This window comes from Acinetobacter sp. C26M, assembly GCF_023702675.1.
Lineage (GTDB): Bacteria > Pseudomonadota > Gammaproteobacteria > Pseudomonadales > Moraxellaceae > Acinetobacter.
The window spans coordinates 1,659,327-1,681,967 of sequence record NZ_CP098478.1; the positions used below are offsets into that span (position 1 = coordinate 1,659,327).

Annotated in this window: 23 protein-coding genes; 11 read left to right on the top strand and 12 right to left on the bottom strand. The window is 41.7% G+C overall.

The genetic code is table 11. The features are described 5' to 3' along the window. Positions 1–6 precede the first annotated feature (6 nt). The 4 genes from uca to NDN11_RS07460 all read left to right on the top strand — a co-directional run bounded on the left by uca (position 7) and on the right by NDN11_RS07460 (position 5,452). Complete coding sequence (uca, locus tag NDN11_RS07450; protein ID WP_251111264.1) at positions 7–3,612, top strand: urea carboxylase; 3,606 nt, start codon at positions 7–9, stop codon at positions 3,610–3,612. A 174-nt stretch (positions 3,613–3,786) separates the two neighbouring features. After that, entirely contained in the window at positions 3,787–3,903 is a 117-nt protein-coding gene (locus NDN11_RS18245) for a hypothetical protein (RefSeq protein ID WP_502801347.1), read from the top strand. 10 nt (positions 3,904–3,913) lie between these two features. Continuing rightward, complete coding sequence (locus NDN11_RS07455) at positions 3,914–4,351, top strand: CopG family ribbon-helix-helix protein (RefSeq protein WP_251111265.1); 438 nt, start codon at positions 3,914–3,916, stop codon at positions 4,349–4,351. A 69-nt stretch (positions 4,352–4,420) separates the two neighbouring features. Continuing rightward, positions 4,421–5,452, top strand: a complete 1,032-nt coding sequence (locus NDN11_RS07460) for an ABC transporter substrate-binding protein (RefSeq protein WP_502801348.1) — start codon at positions 4,421–4,423, stop codon at positions 5,450–5,452. Between the two features lie 124 nt (positions 5,453–5,576). Here NDN11_RS07460 and NDN11_RS07465 read toward each other — a convergent pair whose 3' ends face one another. The 8 genes from NDN11_RS07465 to yiaA all read right to left on the bottom strand — a co-directional run bounded on the left by NDN11_RS07465 (position 5,577) and on the right by yiaA (position 12,441). Continuing rightward, complete coding sequence (locus tag NDN11_RS07465) at positions 5,577–6,452, bottom strand: hypothetical protein (protein ID WP_251111266.1); 876 nt, start codon at positions 6,450–6,452, stop codon at positions 5,577–5,579. Continuing rightward, complete coding sequence (locus NDN11_RS07470; protein WP_251111267.1) at positions 6,449–7,465, bottom strand: isopenicillin N synthase family dioxygenase; 1,017 nt, start codon at positions 7,463–7,465, stop codon at positions 6,449–6,451. Before NDN11_RS07470 ends, NDN11_RS07465 begins: the two co-directional genes overlap by 4 nt. An 88-nt stretch (positions 7,466–7,553) precedes the next feature. After that, positions 7,554–8,432, bottom strand: a complete 879-nt coding sequence (locus tag NDN11_RS07475) for an ABC transporter ATP-binding protein (RefSeq protein ID WP_251111268.1) — start codon at positions 8,430–8,432, stop codon at positions 7,554–7,556. A gap of 2 nt (positions 8,433–8,434) precedes the next feature. Continuing rightward, on the bottom strand, positions 8,435–9,370 hold the full coding sequence (locus NDN11_RS07480) for an ABC transporter permease (RefSeq protein ID WP_251111269.1): 936 nt from the start codon (positions 9,368–9,370) through the stop codon (positions 8,435–8,437). A 169-nt stretch (positions 9,371–9,539) separates the two neighbouring features. Continuing rightward, positions 9,540–9,794, bottom strand: coding sequence for a YfhL family 4Fe-4S dicluster ferredoxin (locus NDN11_RS07485; RefSeq protein WP_251111270.1), 255 nt, complete (start codon positions 9,792–9,794; stop codon positions 9,540–9,542). Position 9,795: 1 nt separating this feature from the next. Continuing rightward, positions 9,796–11,163: a prephenate-dependent tRNA uridine(34) hydroxylase TrhP gene (trhP, locus tag NDN11_RS07490; protein WP_251111271.1), complete on the bottom strand. Its 1,368-nt coding sequence runs from the start codon at positions 11,161–11,163 to the stop codon at positions 9,796–9,798. 145 nt (positions 11,164–11,308) lie between these two features. Beyond that, positions 11,309–11,737, bottom strand: coding sequence for a hypothetical protein (locus NDN11_RS07495; RefSeq protein ID WP_016539803.1), 429 nt, complete (start codon positions 11,735–11,737; stop codon positions 11,309–11,311). Positions 11,738–11,973: 236 nt separating this feature from the next. Then, positions 11,974–12,441, bottom strand: coding sequence for an inner membrane protein YiaA (gene yiaA / locus NDN11_RS07500; protein WP_251111272.1), 468 nt, complete (start codon positions 12,439–12,441; stop codon positions 11,974–11,976). A gap of 238 nt (positions 12,442–12,679) precedes the next feature. On the opposite strand from yiaA, the gene prfA reads away from it, so the two are divergent. Together prfA and prmC are read left to right on the top strand one after the other, a co-directional pair. Continuing rightward, complete coding sequence (gene prfA, locus NDN11_RS07505) at positions 12,680–13,768, top strand: peptide chain release factor 1 (RefSeq protein WP_004653992.1); 1,089 nt, start codon at positions 12,680–12,682, stop codon at positions 13,766–13,768. Further along, the gene (prmC, locus tag NDN11_RS07510) at positions 13,768–14,586 is read left to right on the top strand and encodes a peptide chain release factor N(5)-glutamine methyltransferase (protein ID WP_167246596.1); all 819 of its coding nucleotides are present in this window, start codon (positions 13,768–13,770) and stop codon (positions 14,584–14,586) included. The genes prfA and prmC overlap by 1 nt, the downstream gene beginning before the upstream one ends. Here the strand turns inward: prmC and NDN11_RS07515 are convergent. Both NDN11_RS07515 and NDN11_RS07520 read right to left on the bottom strand, forming a co-directional pair. Beyond that, positions 14,583–15,215 (bottom strand): FMN-binding negative transcriptional regulator, encoded by a 633-nt coding sequence (locus NDN11_RS07515; protein ID WP_251111273.1) that lies wholly within the window; start codon positions 15,213–15,215, stop codon positions 14,583–14,585. The two genes, prmC and NDN11_RS07515, sit on opposite strands and share 4 nt — an antisense overlap. Positions 15,216–15,230: 15 nt before the next feature. Further along, entirely contained in the window at positions 15,231–16,289 is a 1,059-nt protein-coding gene (locus NDN11_RS07520; RefSeq protein WP_167246600.1) for an AraC family transcriptional regulator, read from the bottom strand. A gap of 143 nt (positions 16,290–16,432) precedes the next feature. Between NDN11_RS07520 and NDN11_RS07525 the strand changes: the two genes are divergently transcribed. After that, complete coding sequence (locus NDN11_RS07525; protein WP_251111274.1) at positions 16,433–17,203, top strand: 3-hydroxyacyl-CoA dehydrogenase; 771 nt, start codon at positions 16,433–16,435, stop codon at positions 17,201–17,203. 181 nt (positions 17,204–17,384) lie between these two features. Next, positions 17,385–17,927, top strand: coding sequence for a hypothetical protein (locus NDN11_RS07530; protein WP_251111510.1), 543 nt, complete (start codon positions 17,385–17,387; stop codon positions 17,925–17,927). Positions 17,928–17,967: 40 nt separating this feature from the next. Here NDN11_RS07530 and NDN11_RS07535 read toward each other — a convergent pair whose 3' ends face one another. Together NDN11_RS07535 and NDN11_RS07540 are read right to left on the bottom strand one after the other, a co-directional pair. Beyond that, positions 17,968–18,543 carry a flavin reductase family protein gene (locus NDN11_RS07535; RefSeq protein WP_251111275.1) on the bottom strand — a complete coding sequence of 192 codons (576 nt, stop codon included), beginning with the start codon at positions 18,541–18,543 and terminating at the stop codon, positions 17,968–17,970. Positions 18,544–18,599: 56 nt separating this feature from the next. Next, positions 18,600–19,619, bottom strand: coding sequence for a helix-turn-helix domain-containing protein (locus NDN11_RS07540; RefSeq protein ID WP_251111276.1), 1,020 nt, complete (start codon positions 19,617–19,619; stop codon positions 18,600–18,602). A 278-nt stretch (positions 19,620–19,897) separates the two neighbouring features. On the opposite strand from NDN11_RS07540, the gene NDN11_RS07545 reads away from it, so the two are divergent. The 3 genes from NDN11_RS07545 to NDN11_RS07555 all read left to right on the top strand — a co-directional run bounded on the left by NDN11_RS07545 (position 19,898) and on the right by NDN11_RS07555 (position 22,531). Next, positions 19,898–20,914: a lipase family alpha/beta hydrolase gene (locus NDN11_RS07545; RefSeq protein WP_167246610.1), complete on the top strand. Its 1,017-nt coding sequence runs from the start codon at positions 19,898–19,900 to the stop codon at positions 20,912–20,914. Positions 20,915–20,998: 84 nt separating this feature from the next. Next, positions 20,999–22,030, top strand: a complete 1,032-nt coding sequence (locus NDN11_RS07550; RefSeq protein ID WP_251111511.1) for a lipase secretion chaperone — start codon at positions 20,999–21,001, stop codon at positions 22,028–22,030. A gap of 57 nt (positions 22,031–22,087) precedes the next feature. Further along, positions 22,088–22,531, top strand: a complete 444-nt coding sequence (locus NDN11_RS07555) for a hypothetical protein (protein WP_251111277.1) — start codon at positions 22,088–22,090, stop codon at positions 22,529–22,531. The last annotated feature ends 110 nt before the right edge of the window (positions 22,532–22,641 follow it).

The following is a 22,641-nucleotide window of genomic DNA, read 5'->3' on the forward strand; positions in this document are numbered from 1 at the left end:
GGCATAATGTTTAAAAAAGTACTCATTGCCAATCGGGGTGCGATTGCCTGTCGCGTCATTCGTAGTTTAAAAAAACTGGGGATTCAATCGGTTGCCGTCTATTCCGAAGCGGATCGGGATTCCTTGCATGTCAGTTTAGCTGATGAAGTGATTTTTATCGGTGATTCGCCTGCACAGCAAAGCTATTTAAATATTGAAAAAATCCTTGCCGCAGCACAGCAAACTGGGGCCGAAGCGATTCATCCTGGTTATGGCTTCCTATCTGAAAATGCCACATTCTGTGATCTGTGCGAGCAACAGGGCATTGCCTTTATTGGTCCAACCTCACAGCAAATGCGTGATTTTGGTCTAAAACATACCGCACGAGCATTAGCAATCCAGAACAATGTGCCTTTACTACCGGGTAGTCAGTTGCTCATCGACTTGAATGATGCATTGCTTCAAGCCGATCAGATTGGCTATCCCGTGATGTTAAAAAGCACCGCAGGTGGTGGCGGTATTGGCATGCGTTTGGTGTGGAATGAACAGGAACTAAAAGAAGCTTATCAAACCGTTTCCTATCTAGCGCAAGCGAATTTTAAAGATGCAGGACTGTATTTAGAAAAATTTGTCGAAAATGCTCGTCATATTGAGGTACAGATTTTTGGTGATGGTCAAGGCCTTGTCATTGCACTGGGGGAGCGTGATTGTTCAGTACAACGTCGTAACCAAAAGGTGATTGAGGAAACTCCGGCACCACATTTGAATGATGAGCAACGCACTTATATTCAACAGGTAGCAATTCAATTGATGCAGTCGGTGCAATATCGTTCTGCAGGTACGGTTGAATTTGTGATGGATACCGATACACAACAGTTCTACTTTTTAGAAGTGAATACACGTTTGCAAGTGGAACACGGGGTGACGGAACAGGTTTATGGTGTTGATCTGGTTGAATGGATGGTGACCTTAGCTAGTGGGGATTGGCATGCACCGCAACAGATTGCGCCACCCAAAGGTCATTCGATTCAAGTGCGTTTATATGCCGAAGATCCAATCAAAAATTTTCAACCCAGCGCGGGCTTATTGACCAGCGTCAAATTTGATGCTCAGTCACGGGTAGAAACATGGGTGGAGACAGGCTCGAATGTTTCTTCATTCTATGACCCTATGATTGCCAAGATTATTGTCACGGCAGCAGATCGTGAGCAGGCCATTGCTGCCATGCAAAATAGCCTAAGTAATACGGAGATTGCAGGGATTGAAACCAATCTCGAGTACTTACAGGAAATTATTAGTGGGAACGTGTTTCAGCAAGGAACTCAGACCACACGTTTCTTGAATCATTTTGAATGGAAAACCCAAAAAATAGAGGTGTTACAGGCCGGTATTCAAACCGCAGTGCAAGATGTAACAGGACGCTTGGGGTATTGGGATGTCGGTGTTCCTCCCTCAGGTGCTATGGATGCATTAAGCTTGAATGTTGCCAATCAATTATTGGGCAATGCATTTAACAGTTCAGGTCTCGAATGTACCTTGCTTGGACCGACTTTAAAATTTCATTGTGATAGTCAGATTGCTATCACTGGCGGTGAGATGGAGGCCAGTCTAGATGGTCAGCCTGTGGCGATGTGGTCTACTATCAATGTGCGTAAAGGTCAGGTGTTAAAATGCGGTCGCATTAGTACCGGCTGCCGTAGTTATATCGGGATTAAACATGGTTTTAATCTGCCAGCTTATTTGGGCAGTTTAGCCACGTTTAGCTTGGGGCAATTTGGTGGTCATGCAGGGCGTAACTTACTGATTGGTGATATGTTGCCAATCACTGAGGCGAAAACCAAGCAAACTGTTGCATTAACACCTGAACAAATCCCAAGTTTTAAAACTGAGTGGGAAATCGCAGTCATGTATGGCCCGCATGGTGCACCTGATTTCTTTACGCCAAATGATATTGCCATGTTTTTTGATCAAGATTGGGAGATTCATTTTAACTCGAGCCGTACTGGTATTCGCTTGATTGGACCGAAACCTGAATGGGCAAGGATTGATGGGGGCGAAGCGGGCTTACACCCATCGAATATCCATGACAATGCCTATGCCATTGGTGCAATTGATTTCACTGGGGATATGCCGATTATTTTAGGACCTGATGGCCCGAGTTTAGGCGGCTTTGTTTGCCCTGCGGTAGTGATCAACTCAGAATTATGGAAATTAGGGCAACTCAAAGCAGGCGATAAAGTGAGGTTTATTCCTGTTAGTTATGCGCAGGCGCAACAGCTGGAACAACGTTATCAATCGGCCTTACAGGATGAAACCACATCACAGATTAATTTTGAACCGATATTCAAAGCAGAGCCTGTCACCTTAAAAAATGCGGTGTTGGCGACTTTGGATCAGGGTACTGATAAACCGAAAGTGAGCTATCGTCCCGCAGGTAACCAGTATTTGTTGGTGGAATATGGTGAACTGGTCTTAGATCTCAATTTACGTTTCCGTATTCATGCCTTAATGCAATGGGTGCAGCAACAAAATATTCAGGGCATCATTGATCTAACCCCAGGTATTCGTTCATTGCAGATTCATTATGATTCAATGGTTTTGGAGCAACTGGATTTACTGCGCTTGTTACAAGTGGCTGAAAGTGAATTACCAGATATTGAAAATATGCAGGTACCGTCTAGAACTGTGTATTTGCCGTTAGCTTGGGAAGACTCAAAAACGCAGCTTGCAACTGAAAAATATACGCAATTGGTTCGTCCAGATGCACCGTGGTGTCCCGATAATATCGAGTTCATTCGCCGTATTAATGGTCTTGCATCGAAGCAAGCAGTAAAAGATGTAGTCTATGACACGGCTTATTTGGTGATGGGTTTGGGTGATGTCTATCTGGGTGCTCCTGTTGCCACACCGCTAGACCCGAGACATCGTTTAGTCACCACCAAATATAATCCAGCTCGAACATGGACGCCTGAAAATGCGGTTGGAATTGGCGGGGCTTATATGTGTGTTTATGGCATGGAGGGGCCGGGTGGCTATCAGTTTGTAGGACGTACCACACAGGTGTGGAGTCGTTATCGTCAAAATCCGAATTTTGAACCGCACAAGCCGTGGTTGCTTAGATTCTTTGACCAGATCCGTTTTTATGAAGTGTCTGAATCTGAGCTGTTGGAAATGCGTGAAGACTTTAAAGCAGGCCGTTTGCAACTGCGGATTGAAGAAGGGGTACTGAACCTCAAAGACTACAACGCCTTTTTGAAAGAAAATGAACGTAGCATTCAGGCCTTTAAACAGGTTCAGCAAAGCAATTTTGAAGACGAGCGCCGTCGATGGCATGAAGCGGGCTTGGCTGAATATGTTTCTGAAAGTATGGATGCAGTACTGGATGATTCAGAGATCACAGTTCCGAGCGGCGGCATGATCGTGGAATCACACATGCCAGGCTCGGTCTGGAAAATTGAATGTACCGTAGGCGATATTATCGAAGAAGGCGGAACTTTGGCGGTAATCGAAGCAATGAAAATTGAAATCCCAATCCTTGCGCCTGCAAAAATGAAAGTTGATAGTATCTTGATTGATAAAGCGCAAACAGTAAAAACAGGACAGGCATTATTCACACTTGCGCCTGCTGGATAGCAATCAAATTCATGATGCAGAAAAGGCCCTATGATGAGACATCGGGCTTTTTTTATGTGCATTTATTCAGTAATTCAAACGGTTTTTCCTACTTTATTTGGCTAAAAAACTGGCATAGATACTGCATTAAGTATTACGAATTATAAATTTGGTATTACTAAGGCTGAGGTGGTTATGAAAATGCAATCAATCCTAATTCAGTATTTCAAAGTTACAGTACGCTGTTTTGCCAATTTACTGAGCGTCCGAGCGGGGCTGTATGTAAAGCAAACCCAGCTTCCTAAACAGTAGTCAGATTATCATGAATGCGCGTCCTAAACTGACTCGAATCAGTATTACCGTCCCTGAAAAAACGGTTGAGGCCTTAGATCAAACCATTGTCGAAGAACATTATGAAAGTCGCTCTCAGGCGATTGTCGACATGATCAACAAGCATCTCATTGCTGAACAGGCACAGCAAAATGCAGTCATGGTGGGAACACTGACTTTGCTCTATGACGCCAGTTGTATGCCGTTGCGTATGCAACTCTTAGACTTACAGCAGAAATTTTTAGAACAGGTGATCAGTTCATTACATATTCAACTGGATCAACAGAAAATATTGGAAGTCATGCTGTTACAAGGTGGCAGTAATGACCTTAAACAGATTAGTCAGAAATTTACTGCCTTAAAAGGGGTGATTAAAGGGCATCTGGAGCTCATGGATGCTGTGATGCCACCCTTACAGCAAAACGATTAGGAAGCACGGTATTGTCGCTAAACACGCGATTTAGATGTGGGAAAAATTTTCAAAAAATATGGGGTGATTATGAAGCAAGCAATAGCAACTTTATCGGTTTCAGTTCTGCTGGGACTCAGCCTTACAGCTTGTGATAATTCGGCTAAAGTGCCAACAGCAGAGAAAGCAACGGAGTCCAAAGATTCGATGTCTACGACTCCAATGACGATTGGTTATAGTGATTGGCCGGGTTGGGTGGCTTGGCAAGTGGCAATTGAAAAGGGTTGGTTAAAAGATGCGGGCTTAAATGTTGAATTTAAATGGTTCGATTATTCTGCCTCAATTTCTGCCTTTGCTGCCAATCAACTGGATGCGGTTTTTATTACCAATGGAGATAATTTAGTCAATGCCTCGGGTGGAAGCAAGGGCATGGTCATTATGGTGACCGATTATTCTTCGGGTAATGATGTGATTATTGCCAAGAATGGCATCAACAGCATTCAGGATTTAAAAGGCAAATCCATTGCTACAGAAAAAGGATTAGTCGATCACCTGTTGTTATCGACGGCTTTGACCGATGCCAAGATTCCATTCTCAGATATTAAATTGGTCAATTCAGTAACCAACGAACTTCCTCAAGTGTTTAGCAGTCAGGATATTGCTGCAATTGCCGTTTGGCAACCCGTTGCCAATCAAGCCTTAAAAGCCGTTGCGAGCTCTAAGATCATTTATAGTTCCAAAGATAAACCCGGCTTAATCTACGATACGCTTGCGGTGAATCCAAGTCATTTATCTGCACATAAAGAGGATTGGAAAAAGCTGATCCAAGTGTGGGATAAAACAGTTAAATATATCCAAGACCCTGCGACACATGCAGATGCAGTAAAAATCATGGCTAATCGTGTTGGTGTTGATCCTCAACAATATGAGCAATTTATTGAAGGGACACATTTACTGGATATTGCTGCGAATAAGAAAGTGTTCCAAAAGGGAACAGGCTTTGATTCGATTTACGGTTCGACCTATCACGTTAATCAGTTCAATGTCAGCAATGGGATTTATAAAACTGAAGTGGACGTAGATGGCTTGATTTATCCAGCGTTGGTGGATGAGTTGAAATAGAGATTCTCATGTATAAAAAATCGCTCATTAAGAGCGGTTTTTTATTTTCGGATTTTGAAATCTGAAGGACAATCGTTTTAAAGCATTAATTGTCCTTTCTAGAATCAATTACATTGAAACAGGATTAGTAAGCTGGCGTGGCATTTTTTAATAAATGCTTTTGCTCGGCATCCAACCAGTGTTGTGTATCCGTGGTGGTTGCTGTTGTGGTATTAAATACAAAATCAGGTTGATACATATCCACATGAAAATAAAGTTGATACAGCTCACCTTCAATCTGTTTCAGTTGGGTCAGGGTATTAACATCTTCTATTTCAAAATCATCCAGTGAAATCGATTGCTGCAAACGACTGGTGATTGTACTAAAACCAATAGAAGAACCATTTAAAGCAACCGAAACTTCATAGTTTTCAATTGCTTTGAGATCATTTTCAGGATGATCAATTGGGTCATTTTTCAATAGATGTTGCAGTTGTGGATGACGTGATTGTACATAAGCTATGTGTTGATCGCTCATAATCAAACCACCGTCCATAGGTATCATCTGTTGTGTTGCTACATGTCGCATTTGGAAGAGTCGTAAACCGAGCAATAAGCCCTGTTGAGCCTGTTGCCTCCAATCTTCTACATACGCATGTGAAGGTGAAAACTCTAAAATACTGTTACCTATTGGGTAAAGTTTAGCAGGTTCAGGCCATTGAATATGATTCTGATAGTTCTGATGAACCTGCCAAGAGAGTAATTCTCGCTCTGAATCCCATAAAGTATCGCCAATCCATCCTTGCCGCTCATGCACTGTAGTTTGATTGGCATCGACCAGTCGTAGATCAATGCTAAAAGATTTGGACTGAAACCAATATACAATGGTCTTTTCATCGGTCATGCCATTGAAGAAGCTGATACTTTTACGTCTGAAACATCGCAATAAATAGCGAGGTAAGGGCAAGTGATCATCAATTACTGTTGGCTCAAGTTGCGCTAATAAGTTGATTAGATTCATTCGCTTGCTCCTTGTTCATTTAAACCAAAGGAGTACAGCGGACGGGCATTTTCAAGTACCAACTCACCCGACTGAATGCGTTGCTTGAGGTACATAAAAGTTTGAGCGGTTTGATTAAATAGATGCTCACCACCTTTCATTGGCGGATATAACGGCGCTTCATTAGGAATCAGTGGTTGAATCAGATAGTCATAATCACAGGAGAAGAACAGCGGAAATGAGTAACGCTCTTGCTGTACCCGTCTTACACGATGCTTAGTTGCCAGATAACGACCGTTGGATAAGATTTCCATCATGTCGCCAATATTCATCACCATGGTGTTTTCGATTAAGGGAATATCGATCCATTCGCCTTGTTTATTGAGTACTTGTAAACCTTCAGCCGTTGGAAATAAAAGGGTAAAACATTCATAATCGGTATGTGCACCAATACCTGATTGATCTTCTGCCTCGGGATTGTAAGGGTAGTGAATCAGCCTCAATTGGCTTGGTGCATGCTTTGAATGCGGTTCAAAAAAGTCCTCATTCAAATCAAGTGCCAAAGCAAAGGCTTTAAACAGCTGATTGCCGATGGCTTTGATATGTTGATAATAATTTAAAACGGTGTGTTTAAAGTGGGCATCTTCAGGCCATAGCGTTGGGCCGAGTAAAGGACGACGATGCTGCTCACCGAGATAGTCATAATTGATGTCATAGGATTCTTTTAGATCATAGACATTGGCTTTGAACTGTTCTTCGCCAATCGGCACATAACCACTATGATTTTCGGAAAGGCCAATATAATGTTGCATTTTAGTGGCTTGGTCTTGGCTAAAATATTGCTGCGCGATTTGTTTTAACTGATCGAACAGTTCGGGCTGAAATTGTTCGCCTTGAATGTATAAAAAGCCAATATCTTTACAGGCTTGATCAAGTTGCTTCACCACCTGTTTGCGGTCTTTTAAACTCGCGCTGTTGAGGAGTGAAATATCAATTAAGGGCAACACATAATCATGGTCCATGAGATTCACCATTGGCTGGTCGTCCAGCAATACATGAGATTCACCATTGGCTGGTCGTCCAGCAATAAATGAAGCAGATTGGGTCGTCCCAAACGCTATTTTATTTCTGTGTACTCATTTGGGTCATACGTGGAATTTTAGGTAAATCCTGTAAAGCGGGATCTAGGGCTTCCTCTTGGTGATGTACCAACAGATCAACACGCTCCCTTAGTTGTTTAAATTCAGGGGAATGCATCAGTTCCATAGTTCGTGGACGTGGTAAATTGACCTCGATAATCTCTTTGACTTCACCCGGATTAGCTTTTAAAGCCACAATGCGATCTGCCAGTAAAATGGCTTCATCCATGTCATGCGTGACAAATAAAATAGTGATATCAATGTTTTGCCATAAGTCCATCAAATGCTTTTGCATTTTTTGGCGGGTATAAGGATCGAGTGCGCCAAAAGGTTCATCCATGAGTAATATCTTGGGTTCATTGACCAAGGCACGGGCAATGGCGACACGCTGTTTCATCCCACCTGAAAGCTCATGTGGAAACTGATTTTCGTATTTTTCTAAGCCAATAATGTTAATCCATTCACGCGCCATTTCTTCGGCACGGGTTTGACTGATGCCTTTCATCAAGGGGCCAAACATCACATTTTCTTTGACCGTTTTCCATGGAAATAAGGTGTAACCTTGAAAGACCATGCCTCGTTCTGAACTTGGGCCTTTAATCTTTTGTCCTTCAATCAGAACTTCACCACTATGATAGTCATCTAGACCTGCAACCACACGGCTTAAGGTTGATTTGCCACACCCTGAAGAACCAATTACACAGACAAATTCACGTTTATGAATACGAAGGTCGATCTGGTTGAGTACGATTCTTTCAGATGCGCCATGTTTAAAAATTTGTGTCAGTTGCTTGGTTTCTAGCATCACAGGGAGCGTATAAATATGCTTAAAATAGGCTTTGGCATCAAAATTATCCGTCATATTTATACTCCTTTTTTCCATTTAAACAGGGTGCTGCCGAATTTCATTAAAATCAAATCACACAACAGTCCGATCACCCCAATAATCAAGATGGCTGCATAAACATTATCGAAATTTTGATAACGCGCTTGCTGAGTAATGAACCATGTAATTCCTGAGGTCGCACCAATCAGTTCCGATACAATCAAATATGTCCACGCCCAACCCAATAAGACACGTTGATCACGATAAATGTCGGGTAGTGCCGCAGGAATCACCACATGAAACAGGCTTTTGAGCTTATTAGTGCCTAGGGTGTAGCCTGCTTCAACCAAGCCGCGATCAACCATACGGGTGGTATTGGCAATAATCAAAATTTGCTGAAATAAGGTCCCAATCACGATAATGGCAATTTTCGGGGCATCATTAATACCTAAAATCGCCACCGCCAATGCCCCAAAGGCAGGTGCAGGCAGGTAGCGAAAGAACTCGACAAAGGGTTCAGTTAGCTTAGAGATGGTATTGGAAAAGCCACACAGAATGCCAAGCGGCACACCGATCAATGAAGAGATAAAAAACGCCGTAAATACAATCTTGATACTGTGCCACAGGCTTTGATGTAACCAAGGTGCATCGGCCTGTTGCGGGGGCGTGGTAAACGAAGTGAACAGTGCTTTCGCCACTTGATGCGGAGCAGGCAAATAAATCGGATTGACCAGAATACCTGTAGGCGGTGTTTTGCCTTGATTGACGGCATCTTGAGCCTCTGCATAATAAGCCTGCTTATCTATTCGGGTCCCTGCCTGTAGATAAGTGGCTGAGCCTGTATTGGTAATTTGAACTTGTGGATGCCAGATAAAAGGTAAGTAACTGACACAGCTCCAGATCAGGATGGGAATCAGAAAAGATCCCAAACTCAAGTAAAGCTTTTTCCTTTTTGACAATACTGAATGATGCATAGGTGCACACCCGTAGTAATACTGATTGAATAAAACGTAATACTAATTAGCAATTTTGATGCCAGTGCGAATGCTCGATAGTAAAATCAGGATGAAGTGCGTTAAATGAAAGCAGGATAGGCACTTTGTAATTTTATAACGATGCTTGTGCCTATCTCGAGGTTTATCTTTAATGATTGAATAGATTAAGATTATTGAATTTTATAAGCAGTTGATCATGGGATTCCACCCACGCTGGGTCAGGCTGAATACAATCGATGGGACAGACAGCAAGGCAGGTGGGTACTTCATAAAAGTCAACGCATTCAGTGCAACGTTGTGGGTCGATTTCATAGACTTTTGCACCTTCATTAATCGCTTGATTGGGGCATTCAGGCAAGCACATATCACAATTGATACATGCACTGGTAATTAACAGTGCCATGTCAATCTGCCGAATAGGCAAGAGCCGCAGAACGTAATTCCGCTGTGGCATGTGGTAGATTGCGAATCAAGAGTGCATATTCAATATCGATTTCTGGAGAGAATGGAATTTCGACGATATGGCCTGAACCTTTGGCATTTTCAATGGCATTGCCTTTAAGATCACGCATTTGTTCCAATCTAAAGTTAATATTGCCTTTGGGCGTCATCAACTCAAGCGAGTCGCCAATCACAAAGCTGTTTTTGACCTCGATCCGAATATAGTCGCCATGACGTGCAATGACTTCACCACAAAATTGTTGATAGTCAAAATGTGATGAGCCATCAGTATAATTTTGATAATCGCTATGCACATGGCGTCGTAAAAAACCTTCGGTATAACCACGATTGGCCAAGCCTTCCAGTTGTGTCATCAAGCTAGGATCAAATTCTTTACCCACTAATGCATCATCAATGGCTTTGCGGTAAATCTGTGCAGTACGGGCACAATAAAAATAAGATTTGGTACGACCCTCGATCTTTAAAGAAGCAATACCCATTTGAGTCAGACGATCCACATGCTGTACTGCACGTAGGTCTTTGGAGTTCATGAAATAGGTGCCATGCTCATCTTCTTCGGCGGCAAACATGTCTTCATCATTACGCTGCACCAAAACAGTTTGCGCCATATTTGTGCTGTTTGATGTCTGTGCGCAACATTGCTGTTGAGTAGTAACCTGCTGAACAGGAATGACATCACCATTGGCATCTTCTTGCGCTGCGTGGATTTTATAGTCCCAACGACAGGCATTGGTGCAGGCGCCCTGATTGGCATCACGTTTATTCATATAGCCAGATAATAGGCAACGTCCTGAATAAGCCATACATAGTGCACCATGTACGAACACTTCCAGTTCAATGTCTGGGACTTGTGTTTGAATCTCTTCTATTTCTTCGAGCGAAAGTTCTCGTGATAAGATCACGCGACTTAGACCATAGTCTTTCCAGAATTTTACAGTAGCCCAATTGATTGCATTGGCTTGTACCGACAGATGAATCTGCATCTCCGGAAAATGCTCACGTACCAGCATAATCAAACCAGGGTCTGACATAATCAGTGCATCTGGTTGCATGGCAACAATTGGTTCAATATCTCGGATAAAATTTTTCAGTTTGCTGTTATGCGGCTGGATATTGACCACCACATAAAACTTTTTACCTAAGGCGTGGGCTTCATCAATCCCGATTTTTAAATTGTCATGGTCAAATTCATTGTTGCGTACGCGTAAGCTATAACGTGGCTGACCTGCATAGACCGCATCGGCACCATAAGCAAAGGCATAACGCATATTTTTAAGTGAACCAGCAGGAGAGAGTAATTCAGTCTTCATAATGCAGCATAAAAGGCATATAAAAAATATGGAATTATTCTAAAAAGTTCAGCACGAGGATTCAACCTAGCATTTTGCTCAGGATTTTATAGATGTTTATGGAAAATCTAGACCATAAAAAAGCACCCGAGGGTGCTTTTTAGAATTAGTGATGACGATGCTTTCTTTTTTTCTTGTATTTTTTAGACTGGTAATTGTCATAGTCGCGGTCTTGACCGACTTTACGGCCTAGAGCAGAACCACCCGCTGCACCTGCTGCAGCACCAATATAACCTCCTGTAGTGCCACCAAGGTTTTTGCCGACAGTATAACCACCAACGCCGCCTAGACCACCACCAATAGCAGCTTCTGTACGGGTACGTTTGCTACTTGCAGCAGCTGCACCACCAGCACCACCGAGTGCAGAGCCAATCATTGCGCCACTATTTCCACCCATTTCTTTACCAATAGCAGTACCTACAACACTACCAAGTGCAGACGTCGCAGCAACACGGGTTGCATTATCAGCATGAGCAGCCGTAACCAGTGACGAGCTTGCAAAAATAGCAGCACATAACCAAGCATTTAATTTCATTTTTGACTCCGTGTCCGAAACATAGCGGACCTCTTTCTAATGGCAGCAAATGTAACAAAATTTGCATATGAAAGTGTGGAGAAGCTTTCCTTAATTATTACTCTTTAGTTTCTGGATTGTAGTGTTTTGTTGCTGAGAATGACGAGGAATGAGGGTTAAGTTTGATTAAACAATAAGATAGTCTAAAAGCGCACAAAAAAATGAAACCTTATTTTAAGGTTTCATTCATTTTTTAATTAATCTAATTGATCATCTTTTACAGCTTGTTCTTCAAGTTTGAGTTGACGAGGATTCAGTTCAGTTTGTAAGCGTAGATAGTTCATGTCACGAATATTCTTTTGGGTGGCAACCACGCCAAATAGACTGAGCAAGAATGACATAATATAAAAGCCCTTTTCACTCATGGTGAGTTCTGCATTCCATAAGCTAATCAAAAGCAGCACAATACACACCGCCATCGAAGCCCAACATAATCCGTAATAAATGGCAGTCACAGGAATTTCTTCAAGCTGATCACGGACCGATTTTTGTAAAGATGCAGCAGAGAAAAGGCCGTAGAGCAAAATCACAAAATAATAGCCTTTCTCGTGTAGTGGCATGTTGGCATTCCATAAGCCAATCATAAAGCCAGCCCCACCTGCGAGTAAGGCAACCCAGCTTGCAGCAATAAAGGCTGATGTGGGACGGTTTATAAAATTATTCATAGATTATCCTGTTGTTTTATCTTTCTATTTATCCTTCATTATTTATATATAAGCCTTGATCAGAGAACAAGCTATGAAAACTAAAACTGAACAATTTGTGATGAAATGGGTGAGGAATAGTAAGTTCCCCTGATTCTCTATGTCTTTTAAGCAGTAGAGTCTGTAAACTATGCGCAATTTTTTGATTTTGCTCGTGCTTCATTGGCACTGAGTCTTTAGATTTTGAGATATTCCGCCCATGAAAGCATCACTCCGTTTAAGACTCGATCAACTTTGTGATCGTCATGAAGAGCTGACTGCATTACTCGCTGATGTAGAAGTAATTTCGGACAATAAACGTTTTCGTAAACTGTCTCGTGAACACAATGATTTAACTGAAATCACTGAGGTTTGGAGCAAATATCGTCAAGCTGAAGAAGATATCGAAACTGCTGAAATGATGAAGTCGGATCCTGATTTCAAAGATATGGCAGAAGAAGAAATTAAAGAAAACAAAGCACTTTTGGTTGCACTTGAAGAGCAATTGAATGTATTGATGATTCCGAAAGATCCAAATGATGCCAACGCGGCCTATCTTGAGGTGCGTGCGGGTACAGGCGGTGATGAAGCTGCGATCTTCTCGGGTGATTTATTCCGTATGTATAGCAAATACGCAGAAACACAAGGCTGGCGTATTGAAGTGCTTTCTGAAAATGAAGGCGAGCACGGCGGCTACAAAGAAATCATTTGCCGTATTGATGGCGAAGGTGTTTATGGTCGTTTGAAATTTGAGAGTGGTGCACATCGTGTACAACGTGTTCCTGCGACTGAATCACAAGGCCGTGTACATACTTCGGCTTGTACCGTTGCGATTCTGCCAGAAGTTGATGTGGATACCACAGTAGAAATCAATCCAGCCGATTTGCGTATTGATACCTATCGTGCATCTGGTGCGGGTGGTCAGCACATTAACAAAACCGATTCAGCGGTGCGTATTACCCATATTCCATCGGGTGTGGTAGTGGAATGTCAGGAAGAGCGTTCACAGCATAAGAACAAAGCCAAAGCGATGGCTTTGTTAGTCTCACGTTTAGAAAATGCAAAACGTGCGGCTGCTGATGCAGCAACCTCAGAAATGCGCCGTGACCTCGTTGGTTCAGGTGACCGTTCAGAGCGTATTCGTACTTATAACTACCCGCAAGGTCGTATGACCGATCATCGTATTAACCTGACTTTATATAAGTTGGATGCGATTATGGAAGGCGATTTAACGGAACTGTTAGATAGTTTGCATCGCGAATATCAAGCAGATCAGTTGGCGATGCTTGCACAGGAAAATGGCGGCTAATGAATATTGCTCAAGCATTAGAAATCAAAGGCGAAATAGATAGCTATGAACGTCAAGAGGCGGCATGGTTACTCGAGCATCTTTTGGGGATTAATGCCTTAGAACTTAAATTAAGACTTGAGCAAGAACTAACAGAAATACAAGAGCAAGCTTATTTAGATGGGCTGGCTCGTATCGAACAAGGTGAACCTTTGGCCTATGTCACTGGTTCACAACCTTTCTGGACACTCGATTTAAAAGTCACCCATGATACTTTAGTGCCACGTCCCGATACTGAAATCCTTGTCGAAACAGTATTAAAGCTTCCAATTGATCAACAGGCCAACATTGTCGATCTAGGCACGGGAACGGGGGCGATTGCTTTGGCACTTGCGAGCGAGCGTCCACACTGGCAAGTGACTGCAACTGATATCTATGCACCAACTTTAGAGGTGGCTCAGGACAATGCCGTGCGACATGGTCTCATGCAGGTCAAGTTTGCTTGTGGTGCTTGGTTTTCGGCTTTAGAACAGCAACAGTTTGATCTGATTGTATCTAATCCGCCTTATATTGATCCTGACGATGTGCATATGCAAAAGCTCAAGTCGGAGCCTGAGCGTGCATTGATCGCAGATAAGCAGGGTATGGCAGATATTGAGATTATCATCACCCAAGGTAAAGACTGGCTTAAACCGAACGGCTGGATTGTGCTTGAACATGGTTATGACCAAGGTCAAGCAGTACGAGATATTTTTGAGCAGCATGGCTTTAGCCAGATTAAAACCATTCAGGATTATGGTGGTAATGATCGTGTCAGCTTAGGACAAAAGCAGGCTTAATCCTCAATATAGTGTTGTACTGCATTGGCTAAACGGCTTTCACCTTGTAGTTGCAGTCCATCCACCACGCCCAAAGCATCTGGCTTTTCCCGATTTTGGCTGAGTTTAAACTTTCCTGTGATCTGTGAGATTGGAATTTCGATCCCGACAATGCCTTGCAATTCCTGAGCAATATATTCGTCTGGTGCATCCGACATTTTCCAAGGCGTTGCTTGTTTGGCTTCATGGGTACGTGTCAGTCTGGCCAAGATGCCGCGTAGTGCTTTTTCATCATGTAAGAAATTGATGCTTCCTTTGACGTGAACCACTTGATAGTTCCATGTGGGTACATGTCGATGGTGTTGTTGCTTGCTTGGATACCAATTCGGTGAGATATAACCTTGTTCACCCTGAAAAATAATTAAAACTGTTGCACCATTTTCAATTTGAGTATGTAGCGGATTATTCTTGGCAATATGTGCAATCAGCGTCGCTGCGTGGCTGTGCTCATCACGTAGTAAATGAAAGGGTAAATGATTGGCTTCTAAGCCTTCAGAACTATGACTTATTAGCGTGGCAAAAGGGTAGTCCTGAATCAGTTGGTATAATTTTTCAAGATCTGTTTCTTCAAATATTTCAGGTAAATACATAGCTTATTCCTTCGATTATTCTAAATGCCCCAAGCGTTTCTTTTTATTGGGTGAAGACTTTCTGTAGCTGCCGGGACTGACACCCGTCCATTTTTTAAAGGCACGATGGAAAGCACTGGGATCATGGAAATGCAAATCATCACTGATGTTCTGGATTGAATCATTACTTTTACTCAGTCGTTCAATGGCAATATCACAGCGAATATCATTTTTAAGCTGCTGATAACTGACGCCTTCTTGCTTTAGGCGGCGTTGAATGGTGGCAGTCGACATATTCAATTGCTGTGCAATCTCTTTCAGCTCGTCCCATTGTGATGGTGGCTGTAGCAGCAGTTGACGGCGGATTTGCAAGCTTAACGAGTTCTCATTTTTAAAGCGTACAATCAGGTTATAAGGCGTGTGTTTGAGAAAATCTTTGAGTGCTTGTTTATCTTTTTTGATTTTATGCTTGAGATAATGCGCGTCAAACTCGATTTGGTTTTGCTCGGCATTAAATTGAATGTTCTCGCAAAAACGCACCCGATAATCTTGTATTTCCACAGGCGGGTGGCATCTAAAACTCATTTTATGAAAGCCAATGCGCTGATCACTCAACCAACACATCAAACTATGCACCAACATTAAATAGGTTGAATAGGTAAACATCCGTTTTGGGTGCTCACGATCATGCAAGATCAGATAGGCCTTACTGCCTTTTTGAATCAATTCACCCCGAATATCATCCAGCACCAAACTTAAAAATTTTAAAATTTCTTGGATGGCTTGCTCCAGCGTTTCGGCATTAAACGCTAATTTGGCTAATAGGCTATAACTGCCTCGGCGCATGGGATGAGTGTCCATACCGAGAAACTCATCATTCATACTTTCAGCAAGCTCGACCCATAACTGAGCACATTGGGTCACAGGCACTCGCGCCTTGGAGGAGGTTAAGAGCTCTGCTGAAATACCTGCACGATTGGCGATATTGACAATATTCAACCCACGACTTGCAGCAACACTTAATGCTTCACGAATTAAAGCATTTGAAATAGTGTCCTTAGCCGAATTAAGATCGAGGTTGAGGTTTTTGTTCATATATCAATAAAATACAGGAGAAGAATGAAATCGAATGCTCAAAAGCCGCAGCAAATTTGCTACTTTTTGAAATTGTATCGGAAAATACTTGCCTTTAGGCTTAGTTATAAAAATTTATATCTTTAATTTGATAGGAAACGTAAATGAAAATTCAGGGAAAACATTTTGTTATTACAGGTGGCGGTTCGGGCCTAGGTGCAGCAACAGCAGAATATTTAGTTGAAAAAGGTGCTTCTGTGACACTCGTCGATATGAATATCGACGCTGGCGAACAACAAGCGCAGACCTTGGGTGCAGCAGCAGAATTTGTAAAACTGGATGTGACCGATGAAGCGGCAGCAGAACAGTTTTTTAAAGATGTATTGGCGAAACATGGCAGCGTTTATGGTTTGATCAACTGTGCCGGCATTGGCCCATCTGCAAAAGTCGTCGGTAAAGAAGGCGTACATGATTTGGCGATGTTCTCTAAAACCTTGCACATCAACGTGACAGGTACATTCAATATGTTGCGTTTCGCAGCGGAGGCCATGAGCAAAAATACTGTTGCTGAAGGCGATGAAGATCGAGGCGTGATTGTAAATACAGCGTCAGTGGCTGCCTTTGATGGTCAGATTGGACAAGCGGCTTATTCAGCATCAAAAGGTGCTGTGGTGGCGATGACTTTACCGATTGCACGTGAGTTAGCACGGCATGGTATTCGTGTCATGACCATTGCTCCAGGGATTATGGAAACCCCAATGTTGAAAGGCTTGCCTCAAAATGTACAAGATGCCTTAGGACAAATGGTACCTTATCCATCACGTTTAGGTCGCCCAGAAGAGTTCGCGCGTTTAGTGGCGCATATTGCTGAAAACTCTTATTTGAATGGTGAGGTGATCCGTTTGGATGGTGCAATTCGTATGGCAGCGAAATAAGTTTTATTTTGATTCGGACATTAAGCTCTGGTTTGATTAAAAAACCGTTGTGGATCTCACAACGGTTTTTTACTTTGGTATTTAATATTGTTTCCGAATCGATTTCGCTTTAAGGTCGAACAAGAATACTTATTTGGATGATAATAACAACGATGAAAGCAATGATTTTTTATCTGCTGCAATGACTGTGTCTTTAGCAGGCTGTGTGGGCAATATGAACCCGACGGGTGGCAATTCAAGACCGAATTATCCCTACTATGTGACACAGCAACCGATGTTGGTTAAAAAAATTCATGTTCCAGCTGGAACGACCTTGGTCTATAAGGAACAGTACTTCAAAAAAGGCAAACAAGACCAGATTATGTTAGAAAATAAACTGACCGATATTCGATTGCCCATTGGTCAAAGTATCGATTGGGGTGGTGTGCCAGTCACCATGATTTCGCAGTTTTTTAATTCAGCTATGCGCGGCTATTCTGTACATGCCGATTTTAAAAAACTAGATGCAGATAAACGAACCAGATTTTCTCAGCTATGGCAGAGCTGTGATGATGATCTAGGTATCAGCATCATAGATCGAAAGGATTGGTCATTTAATAAAGCCAATATTGCTGATGTGCAAAGCTGTAGTGTTCTTTATCAACGTTACTTTAAAAATGACCAAGAACAGCAGCAATTTTTAGATCTTATGTATCGTGAATTGATGAAAATCAATGATCAATAAAAACAGGCAAAGCTGGTTTGGCCTTGCCTTATAGCAAAGACTATTTGGCCTTAACTTCATCACCAATCAGATAAAATGTACCGCCTGCAATATAATGCAGACTACGCAACGCTTTACTGGTTTCTTGAAAGTGCCAATGCCCATCACGAAATACCCGTGAATCAGCCCAAGCACCCACCACCGAGCCGATAAATAGATCATGCGCTTGTTGATTGTGTAGTTCTGGAATCACTTTACAGATCAGCCAAGCCAGACTACCTGCTACCAGTGGGACAGGAAAATCATCTTGGTAAAACAATTCAGTTTCACAATCTTCTAATTTATTCGGTTGATCAAACTGACTGATAGTTCCGAGCTGATGCACCATATCAATTTGCGCATAGCAGGGAATTTGTAAGGCAAAATAGCCACTTTGCTCAACCAATTGGCGAGTCTTGGTACTTTTATCCAAGACCACAGTGACCTTTGCAGGTGTTAATTCTAAAGCACATGCCCAAGCTGCGGCCATGACATTGCGTTCTTGCCCATACTGAGCAGAAACCAAAACTGTCGGACCATGATTGAGCAGGCGATAGGCTTTGGATAGTTCAACAGCGGTAATTTCTGGGTGACTCATATAACATCCACAAGGTTGAGACATCGCTCCATTGTTACATAAACTTCCCTAAAATTTTATTCAATTTCCCAACGTTTATAGGCACGATTAAAACTTGAAAGAGAGGAATACCCCAGCTTTTTAGCCAGCTCATCTTTGGTCATAAATGGATTCAGCATCAGTTTCTTGGCTTTTTCCTTTCGGACTTCATCGTACAGCATTTGAAAGCTGATCATTTTTTCTTGCAACATCCGTTGTAAAGTTCTTTTGGTCAGGTTTAGCTTTTGAGCAACTTGATCAATACTCAGTAAGCCTTCTGTTTTATCATCAATTAGATATTTAACCCGTTGTAAAATATCCTGAGTCGCAAGCAGTTCATCCAATTCTTTTTGGCACAGTAATTTAAATTTTTCTGCGGTGAGTGGATCGGCCATACTGAGTGGTGCATCTAGAAAAGTTGCAGCGGCAATTAAGCGGGTATAAGGCTGTTCATAACGTATGTCTGCAAAAGTCGATGTCAATATCTCCGTAAAACGAGAAAAATACGCTGGATATTTACATTGTAGATCAACACTTGGTTTGAAATCTGGAATAAAGAAACGGACTAAATGTACAAAACCAGTCAGAAAGAAAATACAGCTAAATTCGTAGGCTTGTGTGTCTGATTCATCATTAAAATTCAGCAAGGAACGATCATAAGCGATACTGTAATAGGCGAGCTCATTTTCAACTTTAAAATTTAGTTCGACAAATGAACATTGCAAGCTGACAAATTGATTAATAGTTTCAATGGCTTCTAAAGCATTTTTTGAAATGGCAACGGTAAAACCGAGTAAGCCGTGTGAACTAATCTTTAACTGCGTACCTGCATAAAAACCGATGCCTTGTTCTTGTGTTAACTCAATGGTTCGGGCAATTACTTTTTTAAAGGCATTCAGGCTAATTTTATCATTGAGATCAGATAGTTTTTCGATCTCAACACCAGTGCCCCAAAATAAGGTTTCAGCTGAAATATTCCATTGTGATACCACCTCACTCAGTAGATGTGCATAAGAGCTGCTAATAAAATGCTGATTATGAAGACGGGGAATACTCATAGTGCGAAGTAAATTCCATTTTAAAGCTGATCCAATTCATTCTGAAATTAAAGCAGAGTGATGGATTTGAAAATGTGCATTCATCGGAATTTTTTCAATCCAGCGTAATTTTGGCACGAATTGTTATGATTTTGGCACAGTTTGTTTTAGTCTAAAAATCACACAATATTTCGAAGGAGTATAATTTTTGCCAGTCGTTTGTATGCTCGGAATGATTCCAGATACGAAGAAAAAGACTAAATCGTTGTAATAAAAATGAAAAATGCTAGGAGCAAAACGTGAAGAAAAAATATTTAAATGTCATGGCGCTAATGGCGGGCATGTTGGTGAGTAGTGGATCTGTGGTACATGCAGGTTTGTTCGATTTTTTTGCACCAAAGGCATCATGGCAAAACTGTAATGTGAACTCTTGTTCAGTCGGCGGTAGCACCAGTGTTACATCAAGCTATGCAAAAACTAAGTATCCAATTCTACTTGCGCACGGGATGGCAGGCTTCTCTGCTGTTGGTCCTTTGCAATATTGGAATGGCATTACCGAGGACTTGGTGGGTAATGGTGCGAATGTCTTCGTTGCACAGCAAGCTTCTTTTAATTCATCGGAGGTACGCGGCGAGCAATTGTTGCTACAGGCGAAGCAAGTATTGGCAATTACAGGTGCGGAGAAAATTAACTTAATTGGCCATAGTCATGGCTCTCAATCGGTTCGTTATGTCGCAAGTTTGTTGCCTAACAAAGTTGCGTCAGTCACAGCAGTGGGTGGTCCAACCAAAGGTTCAGATGTTGCAGATGTGGTTGACTCAGTGGTTAAGTCACCTGTGGGTCCAGTACTCGCACCCGTGATCGCAGCAGGGGTAAATGCCTTCTTCTCATTGGTGGGTATTGGTTCAGGGCATTATTATGATCAAGATGCACTGGCGGGCTTAAATTCATTAACCACCAGTGGTTCAGCTAACTTTAACCAACGCTTCCCAGCAGGTGTACCAACCACAGCATGTGGTTCAGGAACAGAACTGGTCAATGGTGTGCGTTATTATTCATGGAGTGGAACCAGTCCATTTACCAATGCTTTAGATCCAATGGATTATGCATTAACAGCAACTTCTTTACTGATTTCTGGTGAAAATGATGGCTTGGTGCCACGTTGTTCAAGTCATTTGGGCACCGTGATTCGTGACAATTATGCATTTAACCATTTGGATGAAGTGAATCAGATCCTTGGTTTAGTCGGATTCTTACAAAACCCAGTGACACCATATCGTACTCAAGCAAATCGTTTAAAAAATCAAGGTTTATAATTCATTTGCTAAAGGGGCAATCCGTTGCTCCTTTAGTTCTTAACGGTTCAAACAAAGAAAGAATGATAAATAGAGCAAGGGATGATGAACGGTAAATTTTTGAATAATAAAACCATCAGTATAGTTTTAATCGCATGTTTATTGCTCTTATTGGCTTTAATCTATTGGATATTTAAACCCGATGCTCAAAATAGCCAGCATGCGCCGAATCAGCAAGCTCAATCACAGGTTTCAGAAAATGGCTTAGAGGCAAGTCAGCAAAATAATCAAAAAGGCAAAATGCCTGAATTGGCATCTTCATTGCGAGGCACCGAAATTGACTGCCCGATTCAGGTTGATGCCAATGGTAAATTGATTTTAACGGTTGGTATTCGCAGCTGTTTTGATTATTTCTTTTCTAGTTTAGGTGAAAAAACAGAAACAGAATTGATTGCCGATATTCGACAGTATCTCAGTGCGACTTTACCTGACACGGCTTCAAGTTATGCCAGTTATCTGCTAGATCAATATGTTGCCTATACGCACGCTTTAAAAAATATAAAACCGACGGGTAATTTTAAAACGGGTGATATTGATGGTTATCAAAAAGTGGTTGAGCAGATGTACAAAGTACAACAGCAGTTTTTTAATGCCGCTGAGATCAATGCTTTATTTGGCAATGAACGTAATTTGAACCAGTTTAATATCGATCAAATGCGTATCCATGCCAATAAAACCCTAACCGCTCAGCAAAAGGCGGCTGAGTTGGCGAAATTGATTGATCAACTTCCAACAACTTTGGCTGATGGTGTTCGGGTTTCGATGCAATTTGCTGAATTGCAGCAACTGACGCAAGAGGTACGGGAAAAGGGCGGTTCTGCACAAGAGCTTCGCAATATGCGTGAAAGTTTATTAGGGCCCGATGCAGCTGATCGTTTGGAAAAGGTTGATCAAGAAGAAGCAGGATGGCAAACGCAGGTGAATGGATATTTGGCTGAACGTGACCAAATTTTAAAAAGTGATGCGAGTGATGCCAGTAAGCAGCAATCGATTAGTCAGTTACGTAATCAATCCTTTGGGACTAAAGAAGATTTATTAAGAGCGCAGTCTTATGAAATGATGCATGATCGGAAGTAGAGTCAAAGTAATAGATGGAAATATAATCGGTAATCATTTTATTAGGCAAAGTTGAATATGTATGTGGCTGATTATATTGGTTTAGAATCGATCCAAGATATGACAGATAAGTGTTCGCCTCAGTCTGAAGTGATGATTAAGGGGAAAAAGACAGGGGTTATGGTTGAGGGTAAAGTGTTAGAAGGTGTGGTATGTGTATATTCTCACTGCTATCTTCTTTTCCTTAGCCATGATTGTATCTTTGAGGAAACTTTAACTTTGGCGTTAGTCGATCTGGATAAAAATATATTGTTGGAGTCATTATGGATAGGGTTAGCTTATCAGACAGATATCTTTACTGGCCCGAGGATATGTGATGATAAGATCTTATTTGAATTTTTAGCTGAAAAAACATGGGTTCTTCAAGTATTACAAACTGCCAGATTTCGATTTCCTATTTCTTTAAATGCTTTGATACATCGTGGTTTTCGATTTAAATCTTATCTCCAGTTAGAACATTAATTTATGTGATGTATGCCGTCATGAACTATAAAATAATGAAAATAATATAAGCTAAAACATAAAGTTAAAATCAAAAAGGCATAAATACCCAAAGTTTTTAACTGATATAG